Annotated in this window: 19 protein-coding genes and 4 pseudogenes; 15 read left to right on the plus strand and 8 right to left on the minus strand. The window is 64.7% G+C overall.

Annotated elements, in window-relative coordinates:
• Positions 1–126 precede the first annotated feature (126 nt).
• The 3 genes from guaB (at position 127) to guaA (ending at position 3,997) form a co-directional block, all read left to right on the plus strand.
• The gene (guaB, locus tag WS69_RS09395) at positions 127–1,587 is read left to right on the plus strand and encodes an IMP dehydrogenase (protein WP_059470512.1); all 1,461 of its coding nucleotides are present in this window, start codon (positions 127–129) and stop codon (positions 1,585–1,587) included.
• Between the two features lie 6 nt (positions 1,588–1,593).
• The gene (locus WS69_RS09400) at positions 1,594–2,250 is read left to right on the plus strand and encodes a hypothetical protein (protein ID WP_059470513.1); all 657 of its coding nucleotides are present in this window, start codon (positions 1,594–1,596) and stop codon (positions 2,248–2,250) included.
• 127 nt (positions 2,251–2,377) lie between these two features.
• The gene (guaA, locus tag WS69_RS09405; protein WP_059470514.1) at positions 2,378–3,997 is read left to right on the plus strand and encodes a glutamine-hydrolyzing GMP synthase; all 1,620 of its coding nucleotides are present in this window, start codon (positions 2,378–2,380) and stop codon (positions 3,995–3,997) included.
• An 80-nt stretch (positions 3,998–4,077) separates the two neighbouring features.
• Here guaA and WS69_RS33155 read toward each other — a convergent pair whose 3' ends face one another.
• Positions 4,078–4,305, minus strand: coding sequence for a hypothetical protein (locus WS69_RS33155; protein ID WP_156438037.1), 228 nt, complete (start codon positions 4,303–4,305; stop codon positions 4,078–4,080).
• Here WS69_RS33155 and WS69_RS09410 point away from each other — a divergent pair.
• Both WS69_RS09410 and WS69_RS09415 read left to right on the plus strand, forming a co-directional pair.
• Positions 4,298–4,863, plus strand: a pseudogene (locus WS69_RS09410) (tyrosine-type recombinase/integrase); the annotation flags it as partial. The gene WS69_RS33155 and the pseudogene WS69_RS09410 sit on opposite strands and share 8 nt — an antisense overlap.
• Positions 4,864–5,418: 555 nt before the next feature.
• A complete protein-coding gene (locus WS69_RS09415) occupies positions 5,419–7,896 on the plus strand; it encodes a DEAD/DEAH box helicase (RefSeq protein ID WP_059470515.1) in 2,478 nt (825 codons plus the stop codon).
• Positions 7,897–7,980: 84 nt separating this feature from the next.
• On the opposite strand, the gene WS69_RS09420 is transcribed toward WS69_RS09415, so the two are convergent.
• The 6 genes and pseudogenes from WS69_RS09420 to WS69_RS09445 form a co-directional block, all read right to left on the minus strand.
• Complete coding sequence (locus tag WS69_RS09420) at positions 7,981–9,165, minus strand: Wadjet anti-phage system protein JetD domain-containing protein (protein ID WP_059470516.1); 1,185 nt, start codon at positions 9,163–9,165, stop codon at positions 7,981–7,983.
• Positions 9,162–12,533, minus strand: a complete 3,372-nt coding sequence (locus tag WS69_RS09425; RefSeq protein WP_059470517.1) for an ATP-binding protein — start codon at positions 12,531–12,533, stop codon at positions 9,162–9,164. Before WS69_RS09425 ends, WS69_RS09420 begins: the two co-directional genes overlap by 4 nt.
• Entirely contained in the window at positions 12,526–13,179 is a 654-nt protein-coding gene (locus WS69_RS09430; protein WP_059470518.1) for a DUF4194 domain-containing protein, read from the minus strand. The genes WS69_RS09425 and WS69_RS09430 overlap by 8 nt, the downstream gene beginning before the upstream one ends.
• A 2-nt stretch (positions 13,180–13,181) precedes the next feature.
• The gene (locus tag WS69_RS09435) at positions 13,182–14,642 is read right to left on the minus strand and encodes a DUF3375 domain-containing protein (protein ID WP_059470519.1); all 1,461 of its coding nucleotides are present in this window, start codon (positions 14,640–14,642) and stop codon (positions 13,182–13,184) included.
• Between the two features lie 150 nt (positions 14,643–14,792).
• The gene (locus tag WS69_RS30600; protein ID WP_231747104.1) at positions 14,793–14,945 is read right to left on the minus strand and encodes a hypothetical protein; all 153 of its coding nucleotides are present in this window, start codon (positions 14,943–14,945) and stop codon (positions 14,793–14,795) included.
• Positions 14,946–14,970: 25 nt separating this feature from the next.
• Positions 14,971–15,196, minus strand: a pseudogene (locus WS69_RS09445) (MFS transporter); the annotation flags it as partial.
• Positions 15,197–15,592: 396 nt separating this feature from the next.
• On the opposite strand from WS69_RS09445, the gene WS69_RS09450 reads away from it, so the two are divergent.
• The 10 genes and pseudogenes from WS69_RS09450 (at position 15,593) to WS69_RS09500 (ending at position 23,287) form a co-directional block, all read left to right on the plus strand.
• On the plus strand, positions 15,593–16,099 hold the full coding sequence (locus WS69_RS09450; protein ID WP_059470522.1) for a DUF1993 domain-containing protein: 507 nt from the start codon (positions 15,593–15,595) through the stop codon (positions 16,097–16,099).
• Between the two features lie 904 nt (positions 16,100–17,003).
• Positions 17,004–17,405, plus strand: a complete 402-nt coding sequence (locus WS69_RS09460) for a DnaJ family domain-containing protein (protein WP_059470524.1) — start codon at positions 17,004–17,006, stop codon at positions 17,403–17,405.
• Complete coding sequence (tadA, locus tag WS69_RS09465; RefSeq protein ID WP_059470525.1) at positions 17,402–17,992, plus strand: tRNA adenosine(34) deaminase TadA; 591 nt, start codon at positions 17,402–17,404, stop codon at positions 17,990–17,992. The genes WS69_RS09460 and tadA overlap by 4 nt, the downstream gene beginning before the upstream one ends.
• A 56-nt stretch (positions 17,993–18,048) precedes the next feature.
• Positions 18,049–18,990: a muramoyltetrapeptide carboxypeptidase gene (gene ldcA, locus WS69_RS09470; protein WP_059470526.1), complete on the plus strand. Its 942-nt coding sequence runs from the start codon at positions 18,049–18,051 to the stop codon at positions 18,988–18,990.
• 275 nt (positions 18,991–19,265) lie between these two features.
• Positions 19,266–19,358 (plus strand): annotated as a pseudogene (locus WS69_RS34615) (reverse transcriptase domain-containing protein); the annotation flags it as partial.
• An 84-nt stretch (positions 19,359–19,442) separates the two neighbouring features.
• Positions 19,443–19,907, plus strand: a pseudogene (locus WS69_RS09475) (aspartate/glutamate racemase family protein); the annotation flags it as partial.
• Positions 19,908–20,052: 145 nt separating this feature from the next.
• On the plus strand, positions 20,053–21,003 hold the full coding sequence (gene puuE / locus WS69_RS09480) for an allantoinase PuuE (RefSeq protein ID WP_059470527.1): 951 nt from the start codon (positions 20,053–20,055) through the stop codon (positions 21,001–21,003).
• Positions 21,000–21,524: a 2-oxo-4-hydroxy-4-carboxy-5-ureidoimidazoline decarboxylase gene (uraD, locus tag WS69_RS09485; protein ID WP_082716069.1), complete on the plus strand. Its 525-nt coding sequence runs from the start codon at positions 21,000–21,002 to the stop codon at positions 21,522–21,524. Before puuE ends, uraD begins: the two co-directional genes overlap by 4 nt.
• A gap of 240 nt (positions 21,525–21,764) precedes the next feature.
• Complete coding sequence (alc, locus tag WS69_RS09495) at positions 21,765–22,778, plus strand: allantoicase (protein WP_059470529.1); 1,014 nt, start codon at positions 21,765–21,767, stop codon at positions 22,776–22,778.
• Positions 22,775–23,287 carry an ureidoglycolate lyase gene (locus WS69_RS09500; RefSeq protein ID WP_059470530.1) on the plus strand — a complete coding sequence of 171 codons (513 nt, stop codon included), beginning with the start codon at positions 22,775–22,777 and terminating at the stop codon, positions 23,285–23,287. The genes alc and WS69_RS09500 overlap by 4 nt, the downstream gene beginning before the upstream one ends.
• A 67-nt stretch (positions 23,288–23,354) precedes the next feature.
• On the opposite strand, the gene WS69_RS35640 is transcribed toward WS69_RS09500, so the two are convergent.
• On the minus strand, positions 23,355–23,696 hold the full coding sequence (locus WS69_RS35640; RefSeq protein ID WP_156438039.1) for a hypothetical protein: 342 nt from the start codon (positions 23,694–23,696) through the stop codon (positions 23,355–23,357).
• Between the last annotated feature and the right edge of the window lie 58 nt (positions 23,697–23,754).

Raw genomic sequence — 23,754 nt, forward strand, 5'->3', positions numbered from 1 at the left:
AGGACTCGAACCGGGATCCGAACGATTCGGGGCCCCAACTGCCCGAAAACGCCTAAGCTGTTGTTCGTGTTGTGAAAATTAACCGAGCTTCGCGTATAATTCGCTTTTGCGCCTATAGGATTTGCCATGCGTCTGATCCAAAAAGCACTCACGTTCGATGACGTGCTCCTCGTCCCGGCGTTCTCCGACGTTCTGCCGCGCGACACCAGCCTCAAGACCCAACTGACCCGCAACATCTCCCTGAACATGCCGCTCGTGTCCGCCGCGATGGACACGGTCACCGAAGGTCGCCTCGCGATCGCGATGGCGCAGCAAGGCGGCGTCGGCATCGTCCACAAGAATCTCACCCCCGTCGAGCAGGCCCGCGAAGTCGCGAAGGTCAAGCGCTTCGAATCCGGCGTCGTGCGCGATCCGATCACGGTTCCGCCGAGCATGAAGGTGCGCGACGTGATCGCGCTGTCGCGCCAGCATGGCATCTCGGGCTTCCCGGTTGTCGAGGGGCCGAAGCTCGTCGGCATCGTGACGAACCGCGACCTGCGCTTCGAAACCCGCCTCGACGAGCCGGTCAAGTCGATCATGACGCCGCGCGAGCGCCTCGTGACGGTCGCCGAAGGCACGCCGCTCGCGGACGCGAAGGCGCTGATGCACAGCCACCGCCTCGAGCGCGTGCTCGTCGTCAACGCGGCGTTCGAGCTGCGCGGCCTGATGACGGTCAAGGACATCACGAAGCAGACCGAGCACCCGGAAGCATGCAAGGACGAACACGGCAAGCTGCGCGTCGGCGCGGCGGTCGGCGTCGGTCCGGACAACGAAGAGCGCGTCGAGCTGCTCGTGCAGGCGGGCGTCGACGTGATCGTCGTCGACACCGCGCACGGCCACAGCAAGGGCGTGCTCGAGCGTGTGCGCTGGGTCAAGCAGAATTTCCCGAAGGTCGAGGTGATCGGCGGCAACATCGCGACGGCATCCGCCGCGAAGGCGCTCGTCGAATACGGCGCGGATGCGGTGAAGGTCGGCATCGGCCCGGGCTCGATCTGCACGACGCGGATCGTCGCGGGTGTCGGCGTGCCGCAGATCAGCGCGATCGCGAATGTGTCGGACGCGCTGCGCGGCACGGGCGTGCCGTGCGTCGCCGACGGCGGCGTCCGCTTCTCGGGCGACGTGTCGAAGGCGCTCGCCGCCGGCGCGAACGCCGTGATGATGGGCAGCATGTTCGCCGGCACCGAAGAAGCGCCGGGCGACGTGTTCCTGTATCAGGGCCGCCAGTACAAGTCGTACCGCGGCATGGGTTCCGTCGGCGCGATGAAGGACGGCGCGGCGGACCGCTACTTCCAGGACAACTCCGCGAACATCGACAAGCTTGTGCCGGAGGGCATCGAAGGCCGCGTCGCGTACAAGGGCTCGGTCAACGCGATCATCTTCCAACTGATCGGCGGCGTGCGCGCGAGCATGGGCTACTGCGGCTGCAAGACGATCGCCGAGCTGCACGACAAGGCCGAATTCGTCCAGATCACCGCAGCCGGCATGCGCGAGTCGCACGTGCACGACGTGCAGATCACGAAGGAAGCCCCCAACTATCACGTGGACTGATCGCCGATGAAACCGTTGCTGCGCGCCGTTCTTCTCATCGATGCCGTACTGCTTGCCGGCTTCGGCCTCCTGTTCGTGCTGACGCCGTGGAAAGCGCTGTACGACGCGCTGCAACTCGTCACCGTCGATCCCGCGATGGTCGGGCAGGCGTTCGGCATCGCGCTCCTCGGGCTCGCGTGGCTGTCGATGCACGCGGCCTTCAACGGCGATCTGACCGCGGGCGTCGCGCGCGCGGTCGGGCACGTGAACTGGCTGACGGGCGTCGTGACGCTCGTCTGGCTGCTCGCGATCCGTTCGCCGCAGTTGTCGGCGTTCGGGCAATTCGTGTCGGTGGTCGCGGGCGCCGTGCTGCTCGTGATCGGTTTCGGCGGCGTGCGGCTCGCGGCCGTGGTGCGGCGGCGCGAGAAGGCGCAGGCGGCCGATGCGCGCGTCGCGTCGAAGCGCGCCGCGGAACCGGCCGTGACGCCGTCCGCCGCCGCGCGAATCGAGCCGAGCGTGTCGCGCGCAGGCGTTGCGACCGGAGCGACGAGCGCCGCATCGGCAACGGCCGCGAGCGCGCCGCCGCCGGCGGGAGCGGGCGCGGCGAGCGCGGTGTCGGCCGAGCGCGCAGGCGCCGTGACGAGCGACGTCGGCGACGCGGCGCGACCGCCGTCGCAACCGTGAGCGGCCCGGTCCTCCCGACTGTCAGGCCGCCGCGCTTCGCGGCCGCACGATCGCCCGAATACGTATTCGATGCAGCGCCTTGGGCGCTGCTTTTGTTATTCAATTGTTCTTTTTCCCGTCCGCTGCCATGCACGACAAAATCCTGATTCTCGACTTCGGTTCGCAAGTCACCCAACTGATCGCGCGGCGCGTCCGCGAAGCGCACGTCTACTGCGAGATCCACCCGAACGACGTCACCGACGACTTCGTCCGCGAATTCGCACCGAAGGGCGTGATCCTGTCCGGCAGCTACGCGAGCACCTATGAGGACCAGCAGCTTCGCGCGCCGCAGGCGGTGTGGGACCTCGGCGTGCCGGTGCTCGGCATTTGCTACGGGATGCAGACGATGGCCGTGCAGCTCGGCGGCAAGGTCGAGTGGAGCGACCATCGCGAATTCGGCTACGCGGAAGTGCGCGCGCAGGGCCACACGCGCCTGCTCGACGGCATCCGGGATTTCACGACGCCGGAAGGCCACGGGATGCTGAAGGTGTGGATGAGCCACGGCGACAAGGTCGCCGAGCTGCCGCCCGGCTTCGCGCTGATGGCGTCGACGCCGAGCTGCCCGATCGCCGGCATGGCCGACGAGGCGCGCGGTTACTACGCAGTGCAGTTCCACCCGGAAGTCACGCACACGCTGCAGGGCCGCAAGCTGCTCGAGCGCTTCGTGCTCGACATCGCGGGCGCCGCGCCCGACTGGATCATGCGCGATCATATCGAAGAGGCGGTCGCGCGCATTCGTGAACAGGTCGGCGACGAGGAAGTGATCCTCGGCCTGTCGGGCGGCGTCGATTCGAGCGTCGCGGCTGCGCTGATCCACCGCGCGATCGGCGATCAGCTGACCTGCGTGTTCGTCGATCATGGCCTGTTGCGCCTGAACGAAGGCAAGATGGTGCTCGATATGTTCGAAGGCCGCCTGCATGCGAAGGTCGTGCACGTCGACGCGTCCGAGCAGTTCCTCGGCCATCTCGCGGGCGTCACCGATCCGGAGGCCAAGCGCAAGATCATCGGCCGCGAATTCGTCGAGGTGTTCCAGGCCGAGGCGAAGAAGCTGACGAACGCGAAATGGCTCGCGCAAGGGACGATCTACCCGGACGTGATCGAATCGGGCGGCGCGAAGACGAAGAAGGCGACGACGATCAAGAGCCACCACAACGTCGGCGGCCTGCCGGAGACGCTCGGCCTGAAGCTGCTCGAGCCGCTGCGCGACTTGTTCAAGGATGAGGTGCGCGAACTGGGCGTCGCGCTCGGCTTGCCGGCGGAGATGGTGTATCGCCATCCGTTCCCGGGCCCGGGCCTCGGCGTGCGGATCCTCGGCGAAGTGAAGCGCGACTATGCGGAACTGCTGCGCCGCGCCGACGCGATCTTCATCGAAGAACTCCGCGCGACGAGCGCGACCGGGCAGGATGCGGCGGCGGGCCTCTGCGAGCCGTCGCAGGTCGGCAAGAGCTGGTACGACCTGACGAGCCAGGCGTTCGCGGTGTTCCTGCCGGTGAAGTCGGTAGGCGTGATGGGCGACGGCCGCACGTACGACTACGTGACCGCACTGCGCGCCGTGCAGACCACCGACTTCATGACCGCGCACTGGGCGCATCTGCCGTATGCGCTGCTCGGCCGCGTGTCGAATCGGATCATCAATGAAGTGCGCGGAATCAACCGGGTCGTGTACGACGTGTCGGGCAAGCCGCCGGCGACGATCGAGTGGGAGTGAAATTAGATCCTTCGGGAACTATCGCTAGCTATTGAAAAACTAACGTAACGTATTGATTTGTAAAAAATGCGTCGCGATGGCTATCGGTGGCTATCGCCGGCCAACAGAACAAGTTGGCGGTAGAGCTGGCGGTAAGAACCGACGGCCGGATTAAGACCCTCCCGATCACTATCCAGACCAAAGCCGTCTTTGACGGTAAAAGTCTTCTCGGGAAAGCTGGTTTTATGCGGCTTTCCGAGCATCAGCAGGTCTCCTGACCCCTGACGGTAAAAGCCGTTGCGAAGCGGAGAAAAAACCTCGATGCTCACCGACACTGCACTGCGTAACCTCAAGCCTAAGTCCAAGACTTACAAGGCTTTTGACCGAGACGGAATGTATGTGACGGTATCGCCCGTCGGTACCGTCACCTTCCGCTACGATTACCGTCTCAACGGCCGCCGCGAGACGTTGACCATCGGCCGCTACGGGCCGGCTGGCGTCTCGTTGGCCTTGGCCCGCGAAAAGCTGATCGACGCCAAGAAGACCGTCACCCAGGGCCAGTCCCCCGCGCTGGAGAAGCAACGCGAGAAGCGCCGGCTGACCGCCGCCAAGACCTTCGGCGACATGACTGAGAAATGGCTGGCCGGGGCTCGGATGGCCGACAGCACGAAGGCGATGCGCAAGAGCATCGTCGATCGGGACATCCTTCGGCCTTCCAGAACCGGCAGCTCAACGAAATCACCGCCGATGACTTGCACGCTCTCTGCAACAAAGTGAAGGCCCGCGGTGCGCCCGCCACCGCGGTACACATCCGCGACATCGTGAAGCAGGTCTATGCCTTCGCCATCCTGCACGGCGAGAAGGTGGACAACCCCTCCGAAGACGTGTGAGCTTGCCCGAAAAAAATGGATCCCTTGCTGAGTGTGTAAAGCCCACGCAAGGAGGAAGGAAAGATGGGTAATCCGCTGCGCTCGCCTTTGCATCGGATCGCCTGAGGTCGCAAGAACGCCGGGGAGTTACCGATTACGACGCCACGGACGACGCGCTCCAGCTTACCCGCCGCAACGAGCCGGCTGAGTACCATGGTCGGCAGGCCTTGTTTGACCAGATCGCGGGCGCGCCGCAACGTTTGGCGATCGATCGGCACAGCCTTCTGGGGGAAGTCGGTGAATGAATGGGCCAGTCATATTCACTGTACAACGAATCCCGCCGTCGCCAGGCGGAGGACCGAATCTGTGGCGATGGAGGACGGGGTCCGGGTATACTGTGAGCGCTCTCCGTTCTACCGAGCCGGTAGGTAATCAAGGACGCGTTACGGACTCCGGTGGCGGATCCAGCCGTTGGGCGGATTGATCTGGAGCTGTCCGCGTGGGAGGCAATCCGAGACCCGCTGGACTTCGCGTTGATAGAGTGGGTCGGTCGCGCGAACATCACACCAAGTCATGACCAGCAAACGCTCTTCCACCAAGTCACATCGATCCCCGAAGCTTTCCCGCACCCACGCCCCCGATCACATGTCGCCCGCCGACTGGCAGCGCGCCTTGCGTCGGAAATTCGGGCAAGAACAGACGTTCTCGCTGGAGAATCTCGGGACGGAGACGTATTTCTCGGAATTCCGCGTCGGCAATCCGGCGTCGAACTCCAGCTATCGCGTGTCGATTCGTGGAGCCCGCCCGGGCGACAACTTCTGCGCCTGTGCCGATTACGCCACCAACGAACTCGGCACCTGCAAGCACATTGAATTCGCCTTGTCGCGACTACTGCGCAAGCGCGGCGCAAAGGCGGCCTTCGCCCGTGGTTATCAGCCCGCATTCTCGGAGCTATATTTACGCAACGAGGGAGGGCGAGCGGTCCATTTTCGCGCCGGCACGGATTGTCCGGCAAAGGTGGCCAAAGCGGCTGCCGCTTTGTTCGACGAGTCTCGGCGATGGCATTTGCCGGAGGACCGTTTCGAAGATCTCGGGCGCTTTCTTTCCAGTGTGGCGAAGGCCGGGCACGAATTGCGCGCCCACGACGACGCTCTCGATTTCATCGCCGGCCGTAACGACGCGGCGCGCCGTGCCATGATGCTCGATGGGCAGTTTCCGCAAGGAGCGGCGACGCCCTCGCTGAGGAAGCTGCTCAAGGTGCCGCTCTACCCTTACCAGGCCGAAGGCGCATTGTTCGCCGTGCGTGCCGGGCGCGCCTTGATCGGCGACGAAATGGGCCTCGGCAAGACGGTGCAGGCCGTCGCGGCGGCGGAAATCCTGATCCGGCATTTTGGCGTGTCGAAAGTGCTGGTGATTTGCCCGACTTCGCTCAAGTATCAGTGGCAGAGCGAAATCATGCGGTTCTCCGGCCACGCATCGAGGGTGATCACGGGCGGCCTTGCCCAGAGGCGGGGCGAATATGCGGGCCAGGATCTCTACAAGATCACCAACTATGAGAAGCTGAAATCGGACCTCGACATGATTTCCGCGTGGGCGCCGGAACTGATCATCGTCGACGAGGCGCAGCGTATCAAGAACTGGAACACCATTGCGGCGAAAGCTCTCAAGCGAATCGACAGCCCCTATGCCGTCGTGCTAACGGGTACGCCTCTCGAGAACAAGCTGGAGGAACTCGTTTCCATCGTTCAGTTCGTCGACCAGCACCGTCTCGGGCCCACGTGGAAGCTGCTGCACGAACATCAGGTCAAGGACGAGGCGGGACGCGTGACGGGATACACGGGCCTCGACGAGATCGGCCAGACCCTGGCGCCGATCATGATACGGCGCCGCAAGTCCGAGGTGCTGCTGCAGTTGCCCGGGCGCACCGACCAGAATCTGCTGGTGCCGATGACCGAGATGCAGATGGCGTATCACATGGAAAACGCGGACATCGTGGCCAAGATCGTCCGGCGCTGGCGTAATACGAGGTTTCTGTCAGATCAAGACCAGCGGCGCCTCACCTGTGCTTTGCAGAACATGCGCATGTCGTGCAACAGCACCTATCTGCTGGACCAGGAAACCGATCATGGCGTGAAGGCCGACGAGCTGGTGACGCTGTTCGAGTCGCTTTTCACGCAGCCGGACGAGAAAGTCGTGGTGTTCAGTCAATGGACGCGCACGCATGAGATCGTCATTCGCCGGCTCGAGAAGCTCGGCATCGGTTACGTCAGCTTCCATGGCGGCGTGCCGTCGGAAAATCGGCCCGCGCTGGTGCAGCGCTTTCGGGACGATTCGGACTGTCGGGTGTTTCTGTCGACGGACGCAGGCAGCACAGGGCTCAACCTTCAGCACGCGTCGACGCTCGTGAACATGGATCTGCCGTGGAACCCGGCGGTGCTGGAGCAGCGCATCGCGCGCATCTATCGGTTGGGCCAGAAAAAGCCGGTACGAGTCGTCAATTACGTCGCGAAGGGAACGATCGAGGAGGGCATGCTGTCGGTGCTCGCTTTCAAGCGCTCGCTGGCGAAGGGCATCCTCGACGGCGGCGCCAGCGAAATTCTGCTCGGCGGGTCGCGCCTGACCCGTTTCATGAAGGACGTCGAAAATGTCACGGGGCGCATGGGGGAGAGCGGGGTCATGGCCGCGGCAGAGGAAGCTGCGAGCGGCGCCGCCGTGTCCGGCATCGTGGCGCGTGACGCGAGCGTCGTGGAAACCGAGCTCGCCGGTGCCGGAGAGCGGCCTCAAGCTTCGACCGTCGATACTGCACAACGAGGCGCGTCCTTCGAGCCGTGGTCAGGGTTGCTGCAGTTCGGCGCGGTGCTGGCGTCGGCGTTGAGTGAGCCAGGTGATGGCGCGGTTGCCGCACACCCGTGGGTCGAGCGCGATGCCGTGACGGGCGAGCGAAGTCTCAGGTTGCCGCTGCCATCGGCCGAGACGGCAAGACGGCTGACCGAGATGCTGTCGACGATCTCGGATGCTTTGCTCAACGGCAGCGCAAACCGAAGTCGCTGAACCTGGGAGTTGGGGGCAGGTATCGTCGAGGCGGCTTCTTCGGGGCGCATTCGAGTCGTGCGTGGCGGTGAGATTGGGTAAGAGCTAAGCGCAAGCCCGTTCCTCTAGCGCCGCCCTGACCCACCCGAATCCCACGCGCTCTTGCTCGAGCCGCAATCCATGACGAATCCGGTTGTCACGCAGGTCGTCAAAGAGTTCGCGCTCTTGCGCCGTGAGTCGCGGCAGATCGCGTATGACCTGATCGCCTTCGTCTCCCCAGAACGCTTCATGCGCCATCAGTGTCGCGCGGTCCATCAAGAACGAGCCGACGTGCCTGAATCGGCGGCGCAATTGATCGAGAATGGCAAAGCCGTGCGTGTCGATGTCGCCCCAGTAGTGGAGCGCACAGTCCGTGAGCCATCGCGCCGACTCTAGCGCTTCCCAACCGTAGCCCGCCCCGAAAAGCACGATCGACTGCGGAACGTCGGGAAACGCCAAAAAATTTATCTCGTTTTCGGTAATGAACACATGGCGGCACGGCAGCGCGAGGCGCGCGAAGCTGTCGGCGTCGAGTGCGATGTCGGGCCGGCCCATGCCGGGCAGAACGGCGAGCCTCTCATCGAGCACGCGAAAGCGAATCCGAGGCGGCTTCTCGCGGAACCCGTAGCGAGCAGCGAATTGGGCGGCGCCTGTCCGGCTGCTGTCGATTGCCTCGGACGGCAGCACGAGATCGAGCCATTGGGCGAGGACGCCGCGCCGCGCCTCGATGAATTTCGTGTCGACGTCGGCGATTTCGGCTTGGCGAAGATAGACGCCCGGCTGCGGATGGGCTTGCAGCCAATCGACGACTGCCAGCAGCCGTTCCCAATCGCCGGCGAATTCGAGCGCTTGCAACGGGCGCTGCGCAAGCCACGTGGTGAGCTTCGGCTGGCGGGAGCGTGTGATTTCGAGCAGCCGCTCGAACTGCGCTGCGTCGCGGCGCTTGCCGGCGACAGCGAGCGCATCGTCCAGACCGTCGACCCAAGCTGCTTGTGGCACGCGCTGCAGGCCGAGAATTCGATGATTGATTTCTCGCCATTCGATGCGTACGCGCGGTGTCGCGGCAATCTCCGTGATCCATGCGCGTACCGCGTCGAAGCGTTCGGCCAATTCGGACGAGCTCGGGCCTTTTATCGGCAGACGTAGCGGAAATAGCCCCTCGGTGCCGTCCACGAGGCTTCGCAGCCATTCGCCGCGCTCCCACAGGCGTTGGAGTCGGACGCGCAGTTCGGCGGCCGTTGTCCAATTCATTGCTCGAACTCCGCCTTGCGCGCGCGGTACTCCTCGATCGACAGGTTGCGCAGCCTCGACGCGCGTCCGCCCTCGTTCTGAACGAATCCGACGCTCGAAACGAACGGCTCGATGATGTGAATCTTCTGCAGTGGCGTGACGATCAGCAGTTGCAGGTTCAGCTTCTGAAACAATGTGAGACCATACTGCGCCGATTCGTCGGAGCCTCGGCCAAACGCTTCGTCGATGACGACGAAGCGGAACGATCGAGAACGCACGGCGCCCCATTCGAGGCCGAACTGATAGGCGAGGCTCGCGGCAAGGATCGTATAGGCGAGCTTTTCCTTCTGGCCACCCGATTTACCGCCGGAGTCCGAGTAGTGCTCGTATTCGCTGTCGTCTTCGCGCCAACGCTCGCTGGCGGCGAACAGAAACCAGTTGCGCACGTCGGTCACTTTGGCGCGCCATCGCCGGTCCTGCTCGGTCAACCCTTCGCGGCCGCGGAAGCGGTCAATGATCCGTTTGACTTGCAGGAACTTGGCTTCCGAGTATTGGCTATCGTCCGAGCCGGTGAGTTCGCCCTCGGTGCAAGCGCGCAGGTCGCCCTGGAATTCGCGGATCTCGGCGTCGGGGCTGGGCTGACTCTCGAGGACGATGTATCGGCCCGCGTTGTAGTCGATTTGTCGCAACGATTCGTTGATGCGCTCGATGCGTGCCTTGATCGTCTCCCGTTCGCGCGCGAGCTGGGCGTGGAAGTTGGCGATCTCGTTGATCGTATTGACGTTGAGCAGCTCTTTGAAACGCGCCTCGAAGCGCGGCAGATCGTCCGCTTGCAGCCGCGCGAGCATGTCACGGTACTCTGAGCTCGCGTCGAGGCTCGCATCGAAGTCGGCAGTTTCGAGCTTGTAGGCATCCTTGAAGGCCGCCATGGCCTTGACGATTCGTTCGGCAAGGCGGCCGAGCGACTTCGTTTCGTTGTCGATGCGGGTTGTCAATGCCTCGCGCACGTCCCGCTCGCGGTTGTCGCACGACTCGACGGAAAGCTGGTGTTCGCCGAGAATCTCCGCTCGCAAGGCCTCGATTCGCCCTGCAAGTTCGGCATTGACTTGCTCAACGAGCGCGTGCGTCTCGCTGAGCAACGCTTGGGCTGCCTCCCGCTTGGCCAGTATGCCGCCCAGTTCCGAGTCGGTTTCCGAGATCGCCGCTTCACTTCCCTTCAACGCCAATTGCGCCGAGTCCAATTGAGCCGTTAGCTCCGCGAGGGCGTCGCTTGCCGATTCGAGGCGCGCTTTTTCGTCTGCAAGGCGCGCGATTGCAGCGGCGCAACTCGGCCAATCGATTTCTCGAAACTCGACGAACTCGCCGGCACGCGCGAGTGCTTCGAGTTGCTCTCGCACCTTGGCGTGCTCGCTTTGGGCCTCTCCCAGTCGTTGCCCGATCTCGCCGAGCCGAACCTCGAGCGCTCGCCGTTGTGCTTCGAGAGCCGCAATTTTGGCCGTGTTGCTCCAACCGAGCACGTAGCGGCTGCGATCGTCAAGCGCGTGGCGATCGTCTTTTTCGTGGCGCTCCCCCGGCGCTTTCGCTTGGCCAGCGTGCGTGATCGCGCGCGTCTCGCGCCGGAACTGTTCCTGCGTATCGCAGCATGCATAGTCGAAACGGCGGCCGATTTCGCGCTCGAGCCAGCTATAGAACAGCGAATCGGGCTTGATCGCGAGCTTGTGCGCGAGCGAGTCGCGGTGTAACTCCATGGCCTCGACTACGCGCGCGGCGCGTTCGGCGCGCACGCGAAAGTAGACGAGCCGCCCCCGGAGATGAGTGTGATCGACCCACGCCGCGACGTTCGCATAATGTTCGTCGGGCACGAGCAGCGACAGGCCGAAGTTGCGTAGTACGCGCTCGGCGGCGCCCTCCCAATCGCGCGCGTCCTTACGCACCTGAATGAGTTCGCCCGCGAACGGCAGGACATCTTCCTCCAGACCGAGCGCCGAGCATAGGCTCGATCGCATCGCGACTTGTTCCTTCGGGATGTTGTTGCGTCGGGCTTTCAGGCTCGCTATTTCGTCCTCTAGCAGATCACGCCGCGCTTTCCCTTCGCGGAATGCCACGCTCCATTCGGTAATCGCATTTTGCTTTTGCGCTTCGTCGTCGACGAGCGAGCCGCGCTGCTCGGCCAGACGCTGGCGCTGGGAAACGAATGCAGCCTCATCCGTGGCCTCGGTTTCGCCGAGCAACGTAACGATGGCGGCATAGCGTTGCGCGCGTTCGCGGCGCCGCGCACTTTCTCGCTCCTGCTCGCGCATTTCGACATTGAGCTGTGCGATACGATCGCCTCCTTGTTCGGCCACGGCGCGGCGCAAATCGTCCACGCGCTGACGCGTCTGGTCTCGCGCTTCTTCGTGCCGGGCCTTTCGCGAGGTCGCCCGCGCATGATCCTCATCGAGCAATTGAAGGCGGCGCTCGATGAGGCCGAGCTTGAGTCCAGCGAAGTAGGGCTTCAATGCTTCACGGCACGCTCGCCAGCCGTCGAGAGCATGTCCTTGCTCGCTGTGGCGGTCACAGTCGTCTACGAGCGGTGTCAGCAGTTCCACTTGGCGTTTGGCTTTCAGTACCGCCTCGTGCGCGCGATTCAGATCGTCGAAGTGAGTGATCAATGCGTCGACGCGCGGTGCGATCTCGAACGGCTCGAGCATGTGGCTGCGTACGAAGTCGGTGAGATTGCCCACCGATTTCATCGATACCGTTTGATGAAAGAGCTCGAGCGCCTGCTCGCTTTCGATCCCGAAGCGCCGCCGGAACCAGGCACTGTATTTCGGAAACGTGTCCTCGATTTCGGCACCCAATCCTCGCAGCTTTTTGCGCAGTTGTGCGATGTCGGTGCCGAAGCGCGAGAAGTCGGCTGCGATCGAGAGATTGCGCTCGGCACAGACGAAGAATCGCGCGGGTTGAGCCTGCGCGTCTTTCATCCAGAACACCTGTGCGAGTGTGACCGTGGCATCGTATCCGGCGTTACGAAATACCCCCAAGATCACCGAATAGTTGTTGTGATCTCGCAGACTCACGGGCTTGGCGGTCCCAGTGACCTCGTTGCGCTCCGACTTGTAGTAGCCGAGCACATACGAGCGCAGCGTGCGTTCCTTGCTGTCCGCGCCCGCCGCCTTGTTGTAGGCGATGCGCTGCGCGGGCACGAGGAGCGTGGTGACGGCGTCGACGAGCGTCGACTTGCCGGAACCGATGTCTCCTGTCAGCAGGCCGTTGCGGCCATCGGCCCGCAGCACCCAGACCCGCTCGTCGAAAGTTCCCCAGTTGAAAACTTCGAGCCGCTCGAGGCGAAAGCCCGTCAGGATGTCGTCGGCGGCAAAATCGAAGCTGAGCGCGCGCGGTTCATTCATCGCGACTCTCCCGTTGGTCCGAAACCGTCGAATCTTGAAGGTGCGCCCGATAGCCCGCGAGCCGCGCGTCGAAATCGAGCAGCCATTGCGCATCGACGAATGCTTTGAGAATACGCCGTACCTCGAATGTCGGTGGCCCGCTCGTGGCCTTCATCCGGCGCAGGAAGCCCAGTTCGACGATCTTGTTCACGTGTGTATCGATCTGATCGACCAGGCGTGCCTCGTTAGTACTCGCGGGAAGGAATACGCGTGCGAGTTCGACGATGTCCTCGCGTGCAAGAACGAGCCGTGTGTCGCCGCCGCCGGCATCCCATTCCGCCAGTTTCTTTCGAAGCAGTGCGAGCAACAGGCTCACGGGGAACGAGAGTGGGCGCCGGACAACGAGCCGGGGTAGCTTGGTCTGGTCGACGCCGGCTTCGGCGTCGTGCTCGGCGCGGCTTTTTACGAAGGCGTAGCCTTCCGCCTCGTCCACGACCAGTTCGAGGCCGAGCACGGCGACGTAGTCGCGCACGTGTGTCTGCAATTCGAGCAGCGCGGCCCAGAGGCGCTCGTTTCCATCGCGATAAACCACGCCCTTGAGCAACGCGATGGCAACCGCCGGCAAATCACCTCGACCAAGCGACGAGGCTTGCTGTTCTTCCGTCATCTCTACCTTGTGAAAATCACGCGCGGCATGGTCGCACGCTTGACGATTACTGTTCCGTTGGCGTCGTTCGCCTGCCATTCGATGGTATCGGAGATGGTTTCGTCGACAGTCGCCCGAAATGATCCCGCTTCGGCGCCCAGTTGCATATAGGCGACGAGCTCGGCGAGCCCATGCGCGAGCGGCTGTGACGCGGCCAATTCGGCAAGCGTCACTTGCGGCCGATCTTGGAGGCATCGGCGGATGTGGCCTGCGAGGCGCGCGCGATCGACGACGATCTGCGTGTAGAGTGCAGAGGGATCGAGGTCCGTCTCGCCGGTCTCGAGTGCGACGTTGGTGATGAGAGGGCGCAGCGCCGGCACGTAAAGCGGGCGCTCCATTGGCAGTTCGATATCAGCGGATGCGGTCTCGATCTCCGTGACGGCGCCTGGTGGAGGCGCTTCGCGCAGCGCAAGCGCTTTCGTTTCGATACCACGCAGAATGTCCATGATGCGGCGGTTTTCTAGCCACGCTTGATCGTCGAGGAAGCGTCGAAGCTGCTGCGAGAGCTGAGCAACGGTGCGTTGCGTATGTTCGCCCGCTTCCAGCCAGTCATAGTGAACGCGCCGCATGCGCGCGTCGGGCCGCATTTCCATGATCGCGGGCAACTCGAGCACGCGCTCGAGCCGTTCCGAGAGTTCCTCTTGACGGCGGCTCGACATCAGGAAGTCCCAAAACGCCCGGAAGCTGCTGCCCTGATCCGAATCGGCGATCGCGTCGCGCTCGCCCATGATTTCCTCGATGAGCGCGCCCTTCGATCCTTCCCAGAGCGCGATTCGCTCGCGTACATGCCGGTCCAGCAGCCGAAAATTTTGTTCGACTTCGCGGAAGTCAGTGAGCAGTTCGCGCGCCATCTGCATGAATTGCTGAAAGCGATCCTTGAGCGCGGCATCGTCGAGCAGCCGGACGTCACCCGCCTCCACACGAGCGATTTCTTCGTCGATCTGGCCGCGCCGCGCGTGGAGCTCGGCAAGACGCTTTTCCGGATCCGCCTCGCTGCCTTCGCCCATCTGCCGCAGCAGCTCGAAAAGTGTCAGGAGCCGCGATTCCGTGCCGACAAAGCTGCGTTCCGTCAGCGTGCCGAGCCACGCGATCGCTTTCTCCGCAGCGGGGGTCAGGTCGAACTGCGGTTCATCGGAACCTGGGCGATAGAACTTGCGCAACCATCCCTTTTCGGGGCCAGCCCAGTCGTTCAGATATTCGAGCGCGGGCTTCGGGAAAGCGCCTTCGCCGAGCAGTTCGCGCAACCCATAAAGCTCGTCCTCGAGTGCTTCGGCAAGAACAGGAGCCGCCACGACGCGTACGTTTGGTGCGACGAACACTCGATGCAGGAAACTGACCGCGAGCGGCGCATGATCGGAGCGTAACAGGCGCCAGGCGGGGTGCCGCGTGCGTAGCGCATCGAGGGTAGGGTAGTCGAGGGGCATCGGTACAAGATGATGGGTGCGGCACCCATGGGAAGATCGCCGACTGTGGTGGCTCGAAAAGCCATTATCCTACCAGGGCTTCCGCATGAAGACGTGCGTCAGGCAAGGCCGAGGATGGCGTCGCGCATGACGGTGTCCCAAGCCGCGAGGTTACGGATGTTCTTCAAGCTGAGCTTTTTTCGGCTGGCGGTTCTGAGCCAGCCGGGCAAGATTGAGCGTGATCTTGCGTAGGCTGGCCATGTTACGGGTGGCCAGCAGCTCCAGAATCGCCGTAATTTCGTTGCTCTTATCGGCTGTACCCACCTGCCCAAGGCTGAGGCCGTTGTTCGAGAACCAGGCCGATATTGGCCGCATGGGAGCCTTGCTCGGCGGAGAGCGCGTCGAGGAGCGGCTGCGCGTAATAGACGTTGGCGACGCTCAGGCCGCCCGCGCAAGCGAACAGCGCGGCAGCGCCGCGCGGCAGCGTCGCAGACGCCGCCGGGGAATCGATCGTGCGAATCGAAGAGGCGGCAGGCGCCGCTCGGGGAGCTTGCATGCAGGCGTTCCGTTTTTATGGTTGCAAAATGAAACTATTTAGTAGAGTAAATCTGATGGTTTTAAAATGCAACTAGATGATGCAAGATGTTGGTGCAAGGCTCGATGCGGAGGCGGGATCGTGAACGCGGCGAACGGCGCGTCAGCAGGAAAGCGGGTTCGAAGCCGTGAGTCTTCCAAGTCGTCCCGTGCGTATCGCACGCCGCGCGACCCGCAACCCCGCGCACCCCGCGTGCCGCCGAATGCCGCCGAATGCCGCCGAATGCCGCCGAATGCCGCCGAATGCCGCCGAATGCCGCCGAATGCCGCCGTGCGACGGCGAGCGTGGGCGGGCCGATCCGGTCTATGCTACGGAGCCGATGTCGGCCGTAGCCGGCCGTCCCGCGAACGATCAACGAACCCGTCAAGGAGAAGCCATGGCACTGTCGATGTACGACGTCTCGATTCCCGCGCTGATTCGCGGCTTGAACAACCTATCGGCCGTGCTCGACAAGGGCGATGCGCACGCGCGCTCGCAGGGCATCGATCCGGCCGAACTGGTTCGTGCGCGGCTTCGCGACGACATGTACTCGCTCGATGCGCAGGTCCAGCGGGCGAGCGATACCGCGAAGGGATGCGGCGCGCGGCTCGCGGGCATTGCGGTGCCGTCGTTCGCCGATACGGAAACGACGTTTGCCGAACTGCGCGCGCGCGTGGGCAAAACGATCGATTTCCTGAAGACGATCCAGCCGGTGCAGCTCGACGGCAGCGAAACGCGCACGATCGAGCTGCCGCTGCGGGACGGCGTGATGACGTTCGACGGCAAATCGTACCTGCTCGGTTTCGCGCTGCCGAATTTCTATTTTCATACGACGACCGCGTACGACATCCTGCGCTACAAGGGCGTGCCGCTCGGCAAGATGGATTATCTCGGCGGGCGCTGACGCGCGGCCGGCGCGCAGACGCTGTCGTCGGCGGCGTCTGTGGGCGGTGATTCTGGGGCGATTCGGTGACCCGGCGACTCACTGACCGGGAATGAGGGTGATGCCAGAACAGGGAAAAACTTGCTGGGGCAGAGTCCGGAAGGCGCTAGTGTAGGGTTTCGCTCTCGATGGAACTTAAAATCGCTATGAAAACCTTGTGCGCATTGGGCTTCGTACGTTTCAAATAGCGTAAAACACTATACCAGGGCTATGTTCGTCGACGATGAGGCGACGGGCATGTCGTCGGCGTATCTGGCCCGAAAGATGGGGTTGACCGAGCCGGTCGCGAAGCGCGTATGTATGGCGAAGCGTCGGCTGTCGGATTGCGGCGCACGAAACGAGCCGGGGCACCGGCGAGGCGCAAGAAGCAGGTAGCGGAAGGCAAGGACGAGCGATGGCGACCGCTAGTCTAGTCTTCGCAAGCCGAACGAGCGAAAAACCGTCATTGACAGCCGCCCGTCGTCGGCCATACCGCGAGCGGCCGGTGTCTCGCCGCCCGAATCCGCTTTTGCCGCGGGTTCCGTTGCGCCTGAAACCTTAGAACCTCACTCCGGTCGCACACCCGCCCGCAAACCCGCCATTGCCGCCGACGCCTCCGCACATCGCGCCGCAGCCCGACGACAGCCCGGCGGCGACGAGCGAAGCGGCAAAAACGAGGGCGCGAACACGGCGCCGAGCGGCGATCGACATTGCTTCGTTGCCCTGAGCGAGCGCGGAGCGGCAAGCGCCGCGCGGTTGGAGAGGCCGCAGCAAGAATAGCGCCTTTCCCCGCGTCCGGGTCCGGATATCGAGCATTTGCTCGGACGGGCTGGACCTCGGCGCGCCGCCTGCTAAAATCCGCATGCCGCATTGTTATGAAACCCCGATGAAACTGCTTGACGCTCTAGTCGAACAACGCATTGCCGCTGCCGCCGCGCGGGGGGCGTTCGACGATTTGCCGGGCGCCGGCGCGCCGATGGAACTGGACGACGATCTGCTCGTTCCGGAAGAGGTGCGCGTCGCGAATCGGATCCTGAAGAACGCGGGCTTCGTGCCGCCCGCGGTCGAGCAACTGCGGGCGCTGCGCAACCTGCAGGACGAACTGCGCGCGGTCAGCGATCGCGCGACGCGTTGTCGTCTGCAGGCGAAGATGCTCGCCCTCGACATGGCGCTGGAGTCGCTGCGCGGCGGCCCGATGGTCGTGCCGCGCGAATACTGCCGCCGCATCGCCGAGCGTCTGTCCGAGCGCGTGCTCGGCGACGCGCAGGGCGAAGCGGGGCCGATGTGAGGCCCGCCGACGCGCCAGCAGTCGGCGTTCTGCCGGTTCCGCCCGACGAACCGCAATCGCCGCTCGCGTCGGCCGACGCCGAGCGCGATCGCCGCTACATGCGCCTGGCGCTCGAAGCCGCCGAGGAAGCGCGCTCGGCAGGCGAAGTGCCGGTCGGCGCGGTGATCGTGCGCGGCGACGAGGTAATCGCCCGCGGCTTCAACCACCCGATCGGCGGCCACGATCCGTCCGCTCATGCCGAGATGGCCGCGCTGCGCGCCGCCGCGCGCGCGCTGCGCAATTACCGGATGCCGGGCTGCGAACTGTACGTGACGCTCGAGCCTTGCCTGATGTGCTCGGGCGCGATCATGCACGCGCGGATCGCGCGCGTCGTGTACGGTGCGACCGATCCGAAGACGGGCGCGTGCGGCAGCGTCGTCGACGCGTTCGCCGATGCGCGCCTGAACCATCACACGACGGTGGAAGGCGGCGTGCTCGCCGACGAATGCGGCGCGGCGCTCAGATCGTTTTTCGCGGAGCGGCGGCAGGCGATCCGCGAGGCCCGCCGCGCGCAGCAGGCGCCCGACGCGCCGCCGCGCGACGAATGAACCGAGCGGCGCGGGGCGCCTCTAAATACGTCTGATCGATTCTTCCCAGCGAATTCATGATTTCCACGTCCCGCACGCCGCGCACCATCCGTCTCCTCGCTCCCTCCGGTTATCCGCACGACCCCGCCGCCATCGACCGTGCGCTCGAACGTCTGAGCGTCGGGCAGCATCGCATCGAGAATCTCGATGCAACGCAGCGTCGCTATCAGCGCTTCGCCGGCACCGACGGCGAGCGCGCGGGCGATCTGAACCGGCTCGCCGACCCGTCGCTGCCGCTGCCCGACATCGGCCTCGCGGTGCGCGGCGGCTACGGTGCCGCGCGGATCCTGCACGGGCTCGATTACCGCGGGCTTGAAAGCCGGCTGCGCGACAGGCCGATCGCGCTCGTCGGCCACAGCGACTTCACTGCCATCCAGCTCGCGCTCTACGCGAAGGCGCGCGTGAAGACGTTCGGCGGGCCGATGCTGTCCGCCGATTTCGGTGCGGAGGCGCCGAGCGAGTTCACGCTCGCGCATTTCTGGCAGACGCTCACGCAGCCGTCGACGACGATCGTCTCCGACGTGCCGCAGACGCAAGTCGTCAACGCGTCGGGCACGCTGTGGGGCGGCAATCTGGCGATCGTCTCGTCGCTTGTCGGCACGCCGTACATGCCGCAGATCGAAGGCGGGATCCTGTTCGTCGAGGACGTCAACGAGCAGCCGTTTCGGATCGAGCGGATGATCTACCAGCTTCATCTCGCGGGCATCCTCGCGCGCCAGCAGGCGCTCGTGCTCGGCCAGTTCACGGGCGCGCGCCCGTTCGAGTACGACAACGGCTACGACATGCAGACGATGATCGATCAGGTGCGCGGCGTGATCGGCATTCCGGTCGTCACGGGGCTGCAGTTCGGCCACGTGCCCGATCTGTTGACGCTGCCGTTCGGCGCGCGCGCGGAGCTTGTCGCGAACGAGCACGGCTTCAGACTCACGATGTCTGACTATCCGTGCCTCGCGGCGTGAACGTCGCGTCGTGCGCATGCGGATGCGGAACGAAAAGGCGCCTTCGGGCGCTAATGCCGTTCAGTTAAGCGCGGTTCGCAGCGGCCTAGCCTTGCAGAACCAAGGAAAAAGGCCGCTCCGGTATTAATCGGAGCAGCCTTTTTGATCTTAACTGAACGGCATTAGCCTTCGGGCGCCTTTTTTCATGTGCGCCCAGCATGGGCGCACTTATATGGACGAAAGTCCCGCCGCGAGCTGACCACAGCGAGCGAAGTGAGGCGCAACTGCGGAAGGGTGCCCGCCGGGTGGCCGCGAACAGTCGGCGATGGTGGCGCAACAGCCGCCTGCTGATGAACCGCGTCATGCCGATCGCCTACTTCGACCGCCTGCGGGCTATATGGTGTGGCGCGCGGGCTGGCGCAACATCGGCCTCAATCTCGGCGGCGTCAGGTATCACGGCGCCGAAGTGATTCCGGTACGGGATGAAGCGCTTTTGCCGCAACGTGCGCGCGACCGACGTCGCGGTGCTCGATCTCGACAAGCCCGGCTCGGCCGCGCGCCGCGTGATCGTCGACGAATGCCGGTGCGCGCTCGCCGAGGACGGCGCGGATGCGATCGTGCTCGGCTGCGCGGGGATGGCGGAATTCGCGCACGAGATCGAGGCGGCGATCGGCGCGCCTGTGGTCGAGGGCGTGACGGCCGCCGTCAAATGGGCAGAGGCGCTGATTGCGCTCAAGCTCTCGACCGCGAAGCGCGGCGACTTCGCGCGGCCGCTCACGAAACGCTACGACGGCGAGTTCGCGCGCTTCAGCCCCGGCGGCGCGCCCGCGCATGCCGCGTCTGTGTCTGCGTCCGCAGGCGCTGCGACGCCCGCCGCGGTGGAACCCACCGCGGCGACCTCCGACGTTTTTCCGCAACCGCACATACATTCCGTCTGACATGCACTATCCGTGCGCCCGTATGGGCGGTCCCGGGCGTTTTCGCTACACTGGGCCATCCTTCGCACCGGCCGAGCAGCGCCAGTTTCCAGGCGCGGCGCGGCCGGCGCGAACTTGCTGACGGGGCATCACTTCGCATCCAATCATGGCATTCGATCCCAACTATCCACGCGATCTGATCGGCTACGGCCGACATCCGGTGCAGGCGAACTGGCCGGGCCGCGCGCGCGTCGCGGTGCAGTTCGTGCTCAACTACGAGGAAGGTGGCGAAAACTGCGTGCTGCACGGCGATCCCGCATCCGAGCAGTTCCTGTCCGAGATCGTCGGCGCGGCCGCGTATCCGGCGCGCCACATGAGCATGGAGTCGATCTACGAATACGGCGCGCGCGCGGGCGTGTGGCGCATCCTGCGCGAGTTCGAGAAGCGCGGGCTGCCGCTCACCGTGTTCGGCGTCGGCATGGCGATCGAGCGGCATCCGGAGCTCGCGCGCGCGTTCGTCGAGCTCGGCCACGAGATCGCGTGCCACGGCTGGCGCTGGATCCATTATCAGGACATGACGCCCGAGCGCGAGGCCGAGCACATGAAGCTCGGGATGGAAGCGATCGAGCGCGTGACGGGCGTGCGCCCGCTCGGTTGGTATACGGGCCGCGACAGCCCGAACACGCATCGGCTCGTCGCCGAATACGGCGGCTTCCTGTACGACTCCGATTACTACGGCGACGACTTGCCGTTCTGGATGGACGTCGAGATGCCGGGCGGCGCGACGGCGCCGCAACTGATCGTCCCGTATACGCTCGACACGAACGACATGCGCTTCGCGACGCCGCAAGGCTTCAATACCGCCGATCATTTCTTCCACTATCTGCGCGACGCTTTCGACGTGCTGTACGAGGAGGGCGACGAAGCGCCGAAGATGATGTCGATCGGCATGCACTGCCGGCTGCTCGGCCGCCCCGGCCGTTTTCGCGCGCTGCAGCGCTTCCTCGATCACGTCGAGCGGCACGATCGCGTGTGGGTGACGCGCCGCGTCGACATCGCGCGGCACTGGCGCGAGCATCATCCGTATCAGCCCGCTCGACACGAGGGGAACGCATGATAAAGGCGATGCGCTACACGCTCGATCAATTGAATGCGATGTTGACGGATGCGTTCGTCGCGGCGCTGTCCGGCATCTTCGAGCATTCGCCGTGGGTCGCCGAGGCGGCCGCGCAGGCGCGCCCGTTCGACAGCATCGACACGCTGCATCGGACGATGAGGCGCGCGGTCGAGACCGCGGGCGATGCGCGGCAGCTCGCGCTCGTCAACGCGCACCCGGAGCTCGCCGGCAAGGCGGCGGTGCACGGCGAACTGACCGCCGAATCGACGCGCGAGCAGAGCGGCGCGGGCCTCGATCGCTGCACGCAGGAGGAGTTCGACAAGCTGCAGCGGCTGAACCGCGCGTATCGCGAGAAGTTCGGCTTTCCGTTCGTCCTCGCGGTGCGCGGCTACGACCGGCACGGGATCATCGCGAACTTCGAGGCGCGCATCGATCATTCGCGCGACGAGGAATTGCGCGCGAACCTCGAGCAGATCTATCGGATCGCGCGCTTCAGGCTCGACGATCTGATCGACGCATGAGCGGCGGCTGAACGCCGCGGCCGGCGCGGCGCGGGGCGATGCCGCCACGCGCGGCGAAGCGGCTTTCGGCGAAGCAAAAACGAATCAGGCGATGCGCGGCGCGGCACGTTCGCCGCGACGACATCCGCCGCGGTGCGCACGGCGCGCCGCGTTTCCCGCCGCGCACGCACGCGACGACGTGCGGCGACGGCTTTCCACTCATCCGCATCACGCATCACGCTTCACGACAAGGACAATACGATGGCACTTCCGCTTTCCGATCCGAACGCACCCGAGTTCACGCGGCGCTACGTGAATCTGGCCGATCCGCGTCTCGGTGCGCAGGCGCTCGAGGCGAGCGACGATTTCTTCGCGCCGAAGGAGCGCATGCTGAATCCGGAGCCGGCCGTCTTCATTCCGGGCAAGTACGACGATCACGGCAAATGGATGGACGGCTGGGAGACGCGCCGCAAGCGTACGACAGGCTACGACTGGTGCATCGTGAAGCTCGCGCGTCCCGGCGTGATCAAGGGCTTCGACATCGACACGAGCCACTTCACCGGCAATTTCCCGCCCGCCGCGTCGATCGAAGCCGCGCACGTTTCCGAAGGCGCGCCGAACGAAGCGACCAAGTGGGTCGACGTCGTCCCGTCGACGACGCTGCAGGGCAACAGCCATCACTACGTCGAAGCGCGCGATGCGAACGCGTACACGCATCTGCGCGTGAACATCTATCCGGACGGCGGCATCGCGCGGCTGCGCGTGTACGGCCAGCCGCAGCTCGATTGGGCAGGCGCGAGCAAGTCCGAGCGGTTCGATCTCGCGGCGATGGAGAACGGCGGCTACGTCGTCGCGGCGAACAACCAGCACTTCGGCCTCGCGTCGAGCCTGCTTTTGCCGGGCCGCGGCGTGAACATGGGCGACGGCTGGGAGACGCGCCGTCGCCGCGAGCCGGGCAACGACTGGGCGATCATCGCGCTCGCGCAGCCGGGCGTGATCCGCAAGATCGAAATCGACACCGCGCACTTCAAGGGCAATTATCCGGATCGCTGCTCGATCCAGGCCGCATACGTGACGGGCGGCACCGACAGCTCGCTCGTCACGCAGGCGATGTTCTGGCCGGTGCTGCTCGGCGAGCAGAAGCTGCAGATGGACAAGCAGCACTATTTCGAAACGGAGCTCGCCGCGCTCGGGCCCGTCACGCACGTGCGCCTGAACATCGTTCCGGATGGCGGCGTGTCGCGCCTGCGCGTGTGGGGCACGCTCGACCAATGAAGACGCTCGCGATCGAACCGTTGACCCGCGCCGCATTCGCGCCGTTCGGCGACGTCATCGAGACGGACGGCGCGAAGCAGATCCCGATCAACCTCGGCACGACGATGCGCTTTCACGATCTCGCGCGCGTCGACGTGGCCGATGAACGCGGGCGGCCGCTCGTGAACCTGTTTCGCGGACAGCCGCGCACGCTGCCGTTCGAGGTGACGATGCTCGAGCGGCATCCGCTCGGCAGCCAGGCGTTCGTGCCGCTCGCCGACGCGCCGTATCTCGTCGTCGTCGCGCCCGCGGGCGAGCTCGATCCGGCGAAGATCCGCGCGTTCGTCACGCGCGGCTGGCAAGGCGTCAACTACGCGAAGGGCGTCTGGCACCATCCGCTCATCGCGCTTCAGGGCGTCAGCGATTTCATCGTCGTCGATCGCGGCGGCGACGGGCTCAATCTGAACGAGCAGCGGCTGCCAGAGTCGCTGTGGCTGACGGAGGATGCGCTGCGCTTGGTGTCGGCTTGAGGCTGCGCGTCGCGATGCGTGGCGCGGAGTCGCCGATGCGGCGCGATGCGATGTGCAGTACGTTGCGTCACATCGTTTGCATCGGGCTTCCGCCGCGCATCACGATCACATCTTCGTGCCGCTCGAAGACGGCGAGCGCGCGCTCGTCGCACTGCAACGGGAAGCGCTTGCCGCCGCGCGCGATTGAGCGCGGCGCAAGCGTGGAACGGCGCTCAACGTTGAGGATTCGAATTCGTGCATGACCCAAGCGGGTCGCGATCGCGCGGAAACGGTCCGAGCTTGCCGGACGGTTTGCACTGAACGATCGGAGCGCGATCGCTTCAACATCGCGCCGCATCGACGCGGTTCCGGTTCGAAAAGAGGGATGCCCGTCAAAAAAACAGGCTCGCAAAACGAGCCTGAAAAGCATGGCGATCGTTGGTCCGAACCACGGAACTGCCGAACCGTCAGGCGGCCGGCACGATCCA

The organism is Burkholderia sp. BDU5 (assembly GCF_001522845.1).
Classification (GTDB): domain Bacteria; phylum Pseudomonadota; class Gammaproteobacteria; order Burkholderiales; family Burkholderiaceae; genus Burkholderia; species Burkholderia mayonis.

Excerpts from the sequence above, each read along its gene's own strand:
- WS69_RS09435 (WP_059470519.1), bottom strand. The coding sequence starts at position 14,642 with ATGCCCCTCGACTACCCTACCCTCGATGCGCTACGCACGCGGCACCCC.
- WS69_RS09430 (WP_059470518.1), bottom strand. The coding sequence starts at position 13,179 with ATGACGGAAGAACAGCAAGCCTCGTCGCTTGGTCGAGGTGATTTGCCG.
- WS69_RS09400 (WP_059470513.1), top strand. The coding sequence starts at position 1,594 with ATGAAACCGTTGCTGCGCGCCGTTCTTCTCATCGATGCCGTACTGCTT.
- uraD (WP_082716069.1), top strand. The coding sequence starts at position 21,000 with ATGATAAAGGCGATGCGCTACACGCTCGATCAATTGAATGCGATGTTG.
- WS69_RS09500 (WP_059470530.1), top strand. The coding sequence starts at position 22,775 with ATGAAGACGCTCGCGATCGAACCGTTGACCCGCGCCGCATTCGCGCCG.
- guaB (WP_059470512.1), top strand. The coding sequence starts at position 127 with ATGCGTCTGATCCAAAAAGCACTCACGTTCGATGACGTGCTCCTCGTC.
- WS69_RS35640 (WP_156438039.1), bottom strand. The coding sequence starts at position 23,696 with ATGCTTTTCAGGCTCGTTTTGCGAGCCTGTTTTTTTGACGGGCATCCC.
- WS69_RS09420 (WP_059470516.1), bottom strand. The coding sequence starts at position 9,165 with ATGAATTGGACAACGGCCGCCGAACTGCGCGTCCGACTCCAACGCCTG.
- puuE (WP_059470527.1), top strand. The coding sequence starts at position 20,053 with ATGGCATTCGATCCCAACTATCCACGCGATCTGATCGGCTACGGCCGA.
- guaA (WP_059470514.1), top strand. The coding sequence starts at position 2,378 with ATGCACGACAAAATCCTGATTCTCGACTTCGGTTCGCAAGTCACCCAA.
- alc (WP_059470529.1), top strand. The coding sequence starts at position 21,765 with ATGGCACTTCCGCTTTCCGATCCGAACGCACCCGAGTTCACGCGGCGC.
- WS69_RS09415 (WP_059470515.1), top strand. The coding sequence starts at position 5,419 with ATGACCAGCAAACGCTCTTCCACCAAGTCACATCGATCCCCGAAGCTT.
- WS69_RS09460 (WP_059470524.1), top strand. The coding sequence starts at position 17,004 with ATGAAACTGCTTGACGCTCTAGTCGAACAACGCATTGCCGCTGCCGCC.
- WS69_RS09450 (WP_059470522.1), top strand. The coding sequence starts at position 15,593 with ATGGCACTGTCGATGTACGACGTCTCGATTCCCGCGCTGATTCGCGGC.
- ldcA (WP_059470526.1), top strand. The coding sequence starts at position 18,049 with ATGATTTCCACGTCCCGCACGCCGCGCACCATCCGTCTCCTCGCTCCC.
- WS69_RS09425 (WP_059470517.1), bottom strand. The coding sequence starts at position 12,533 with ATGAATGAACCGCGCGCGCTCAGCTTCGATTTTGCCGCCGACGACATC.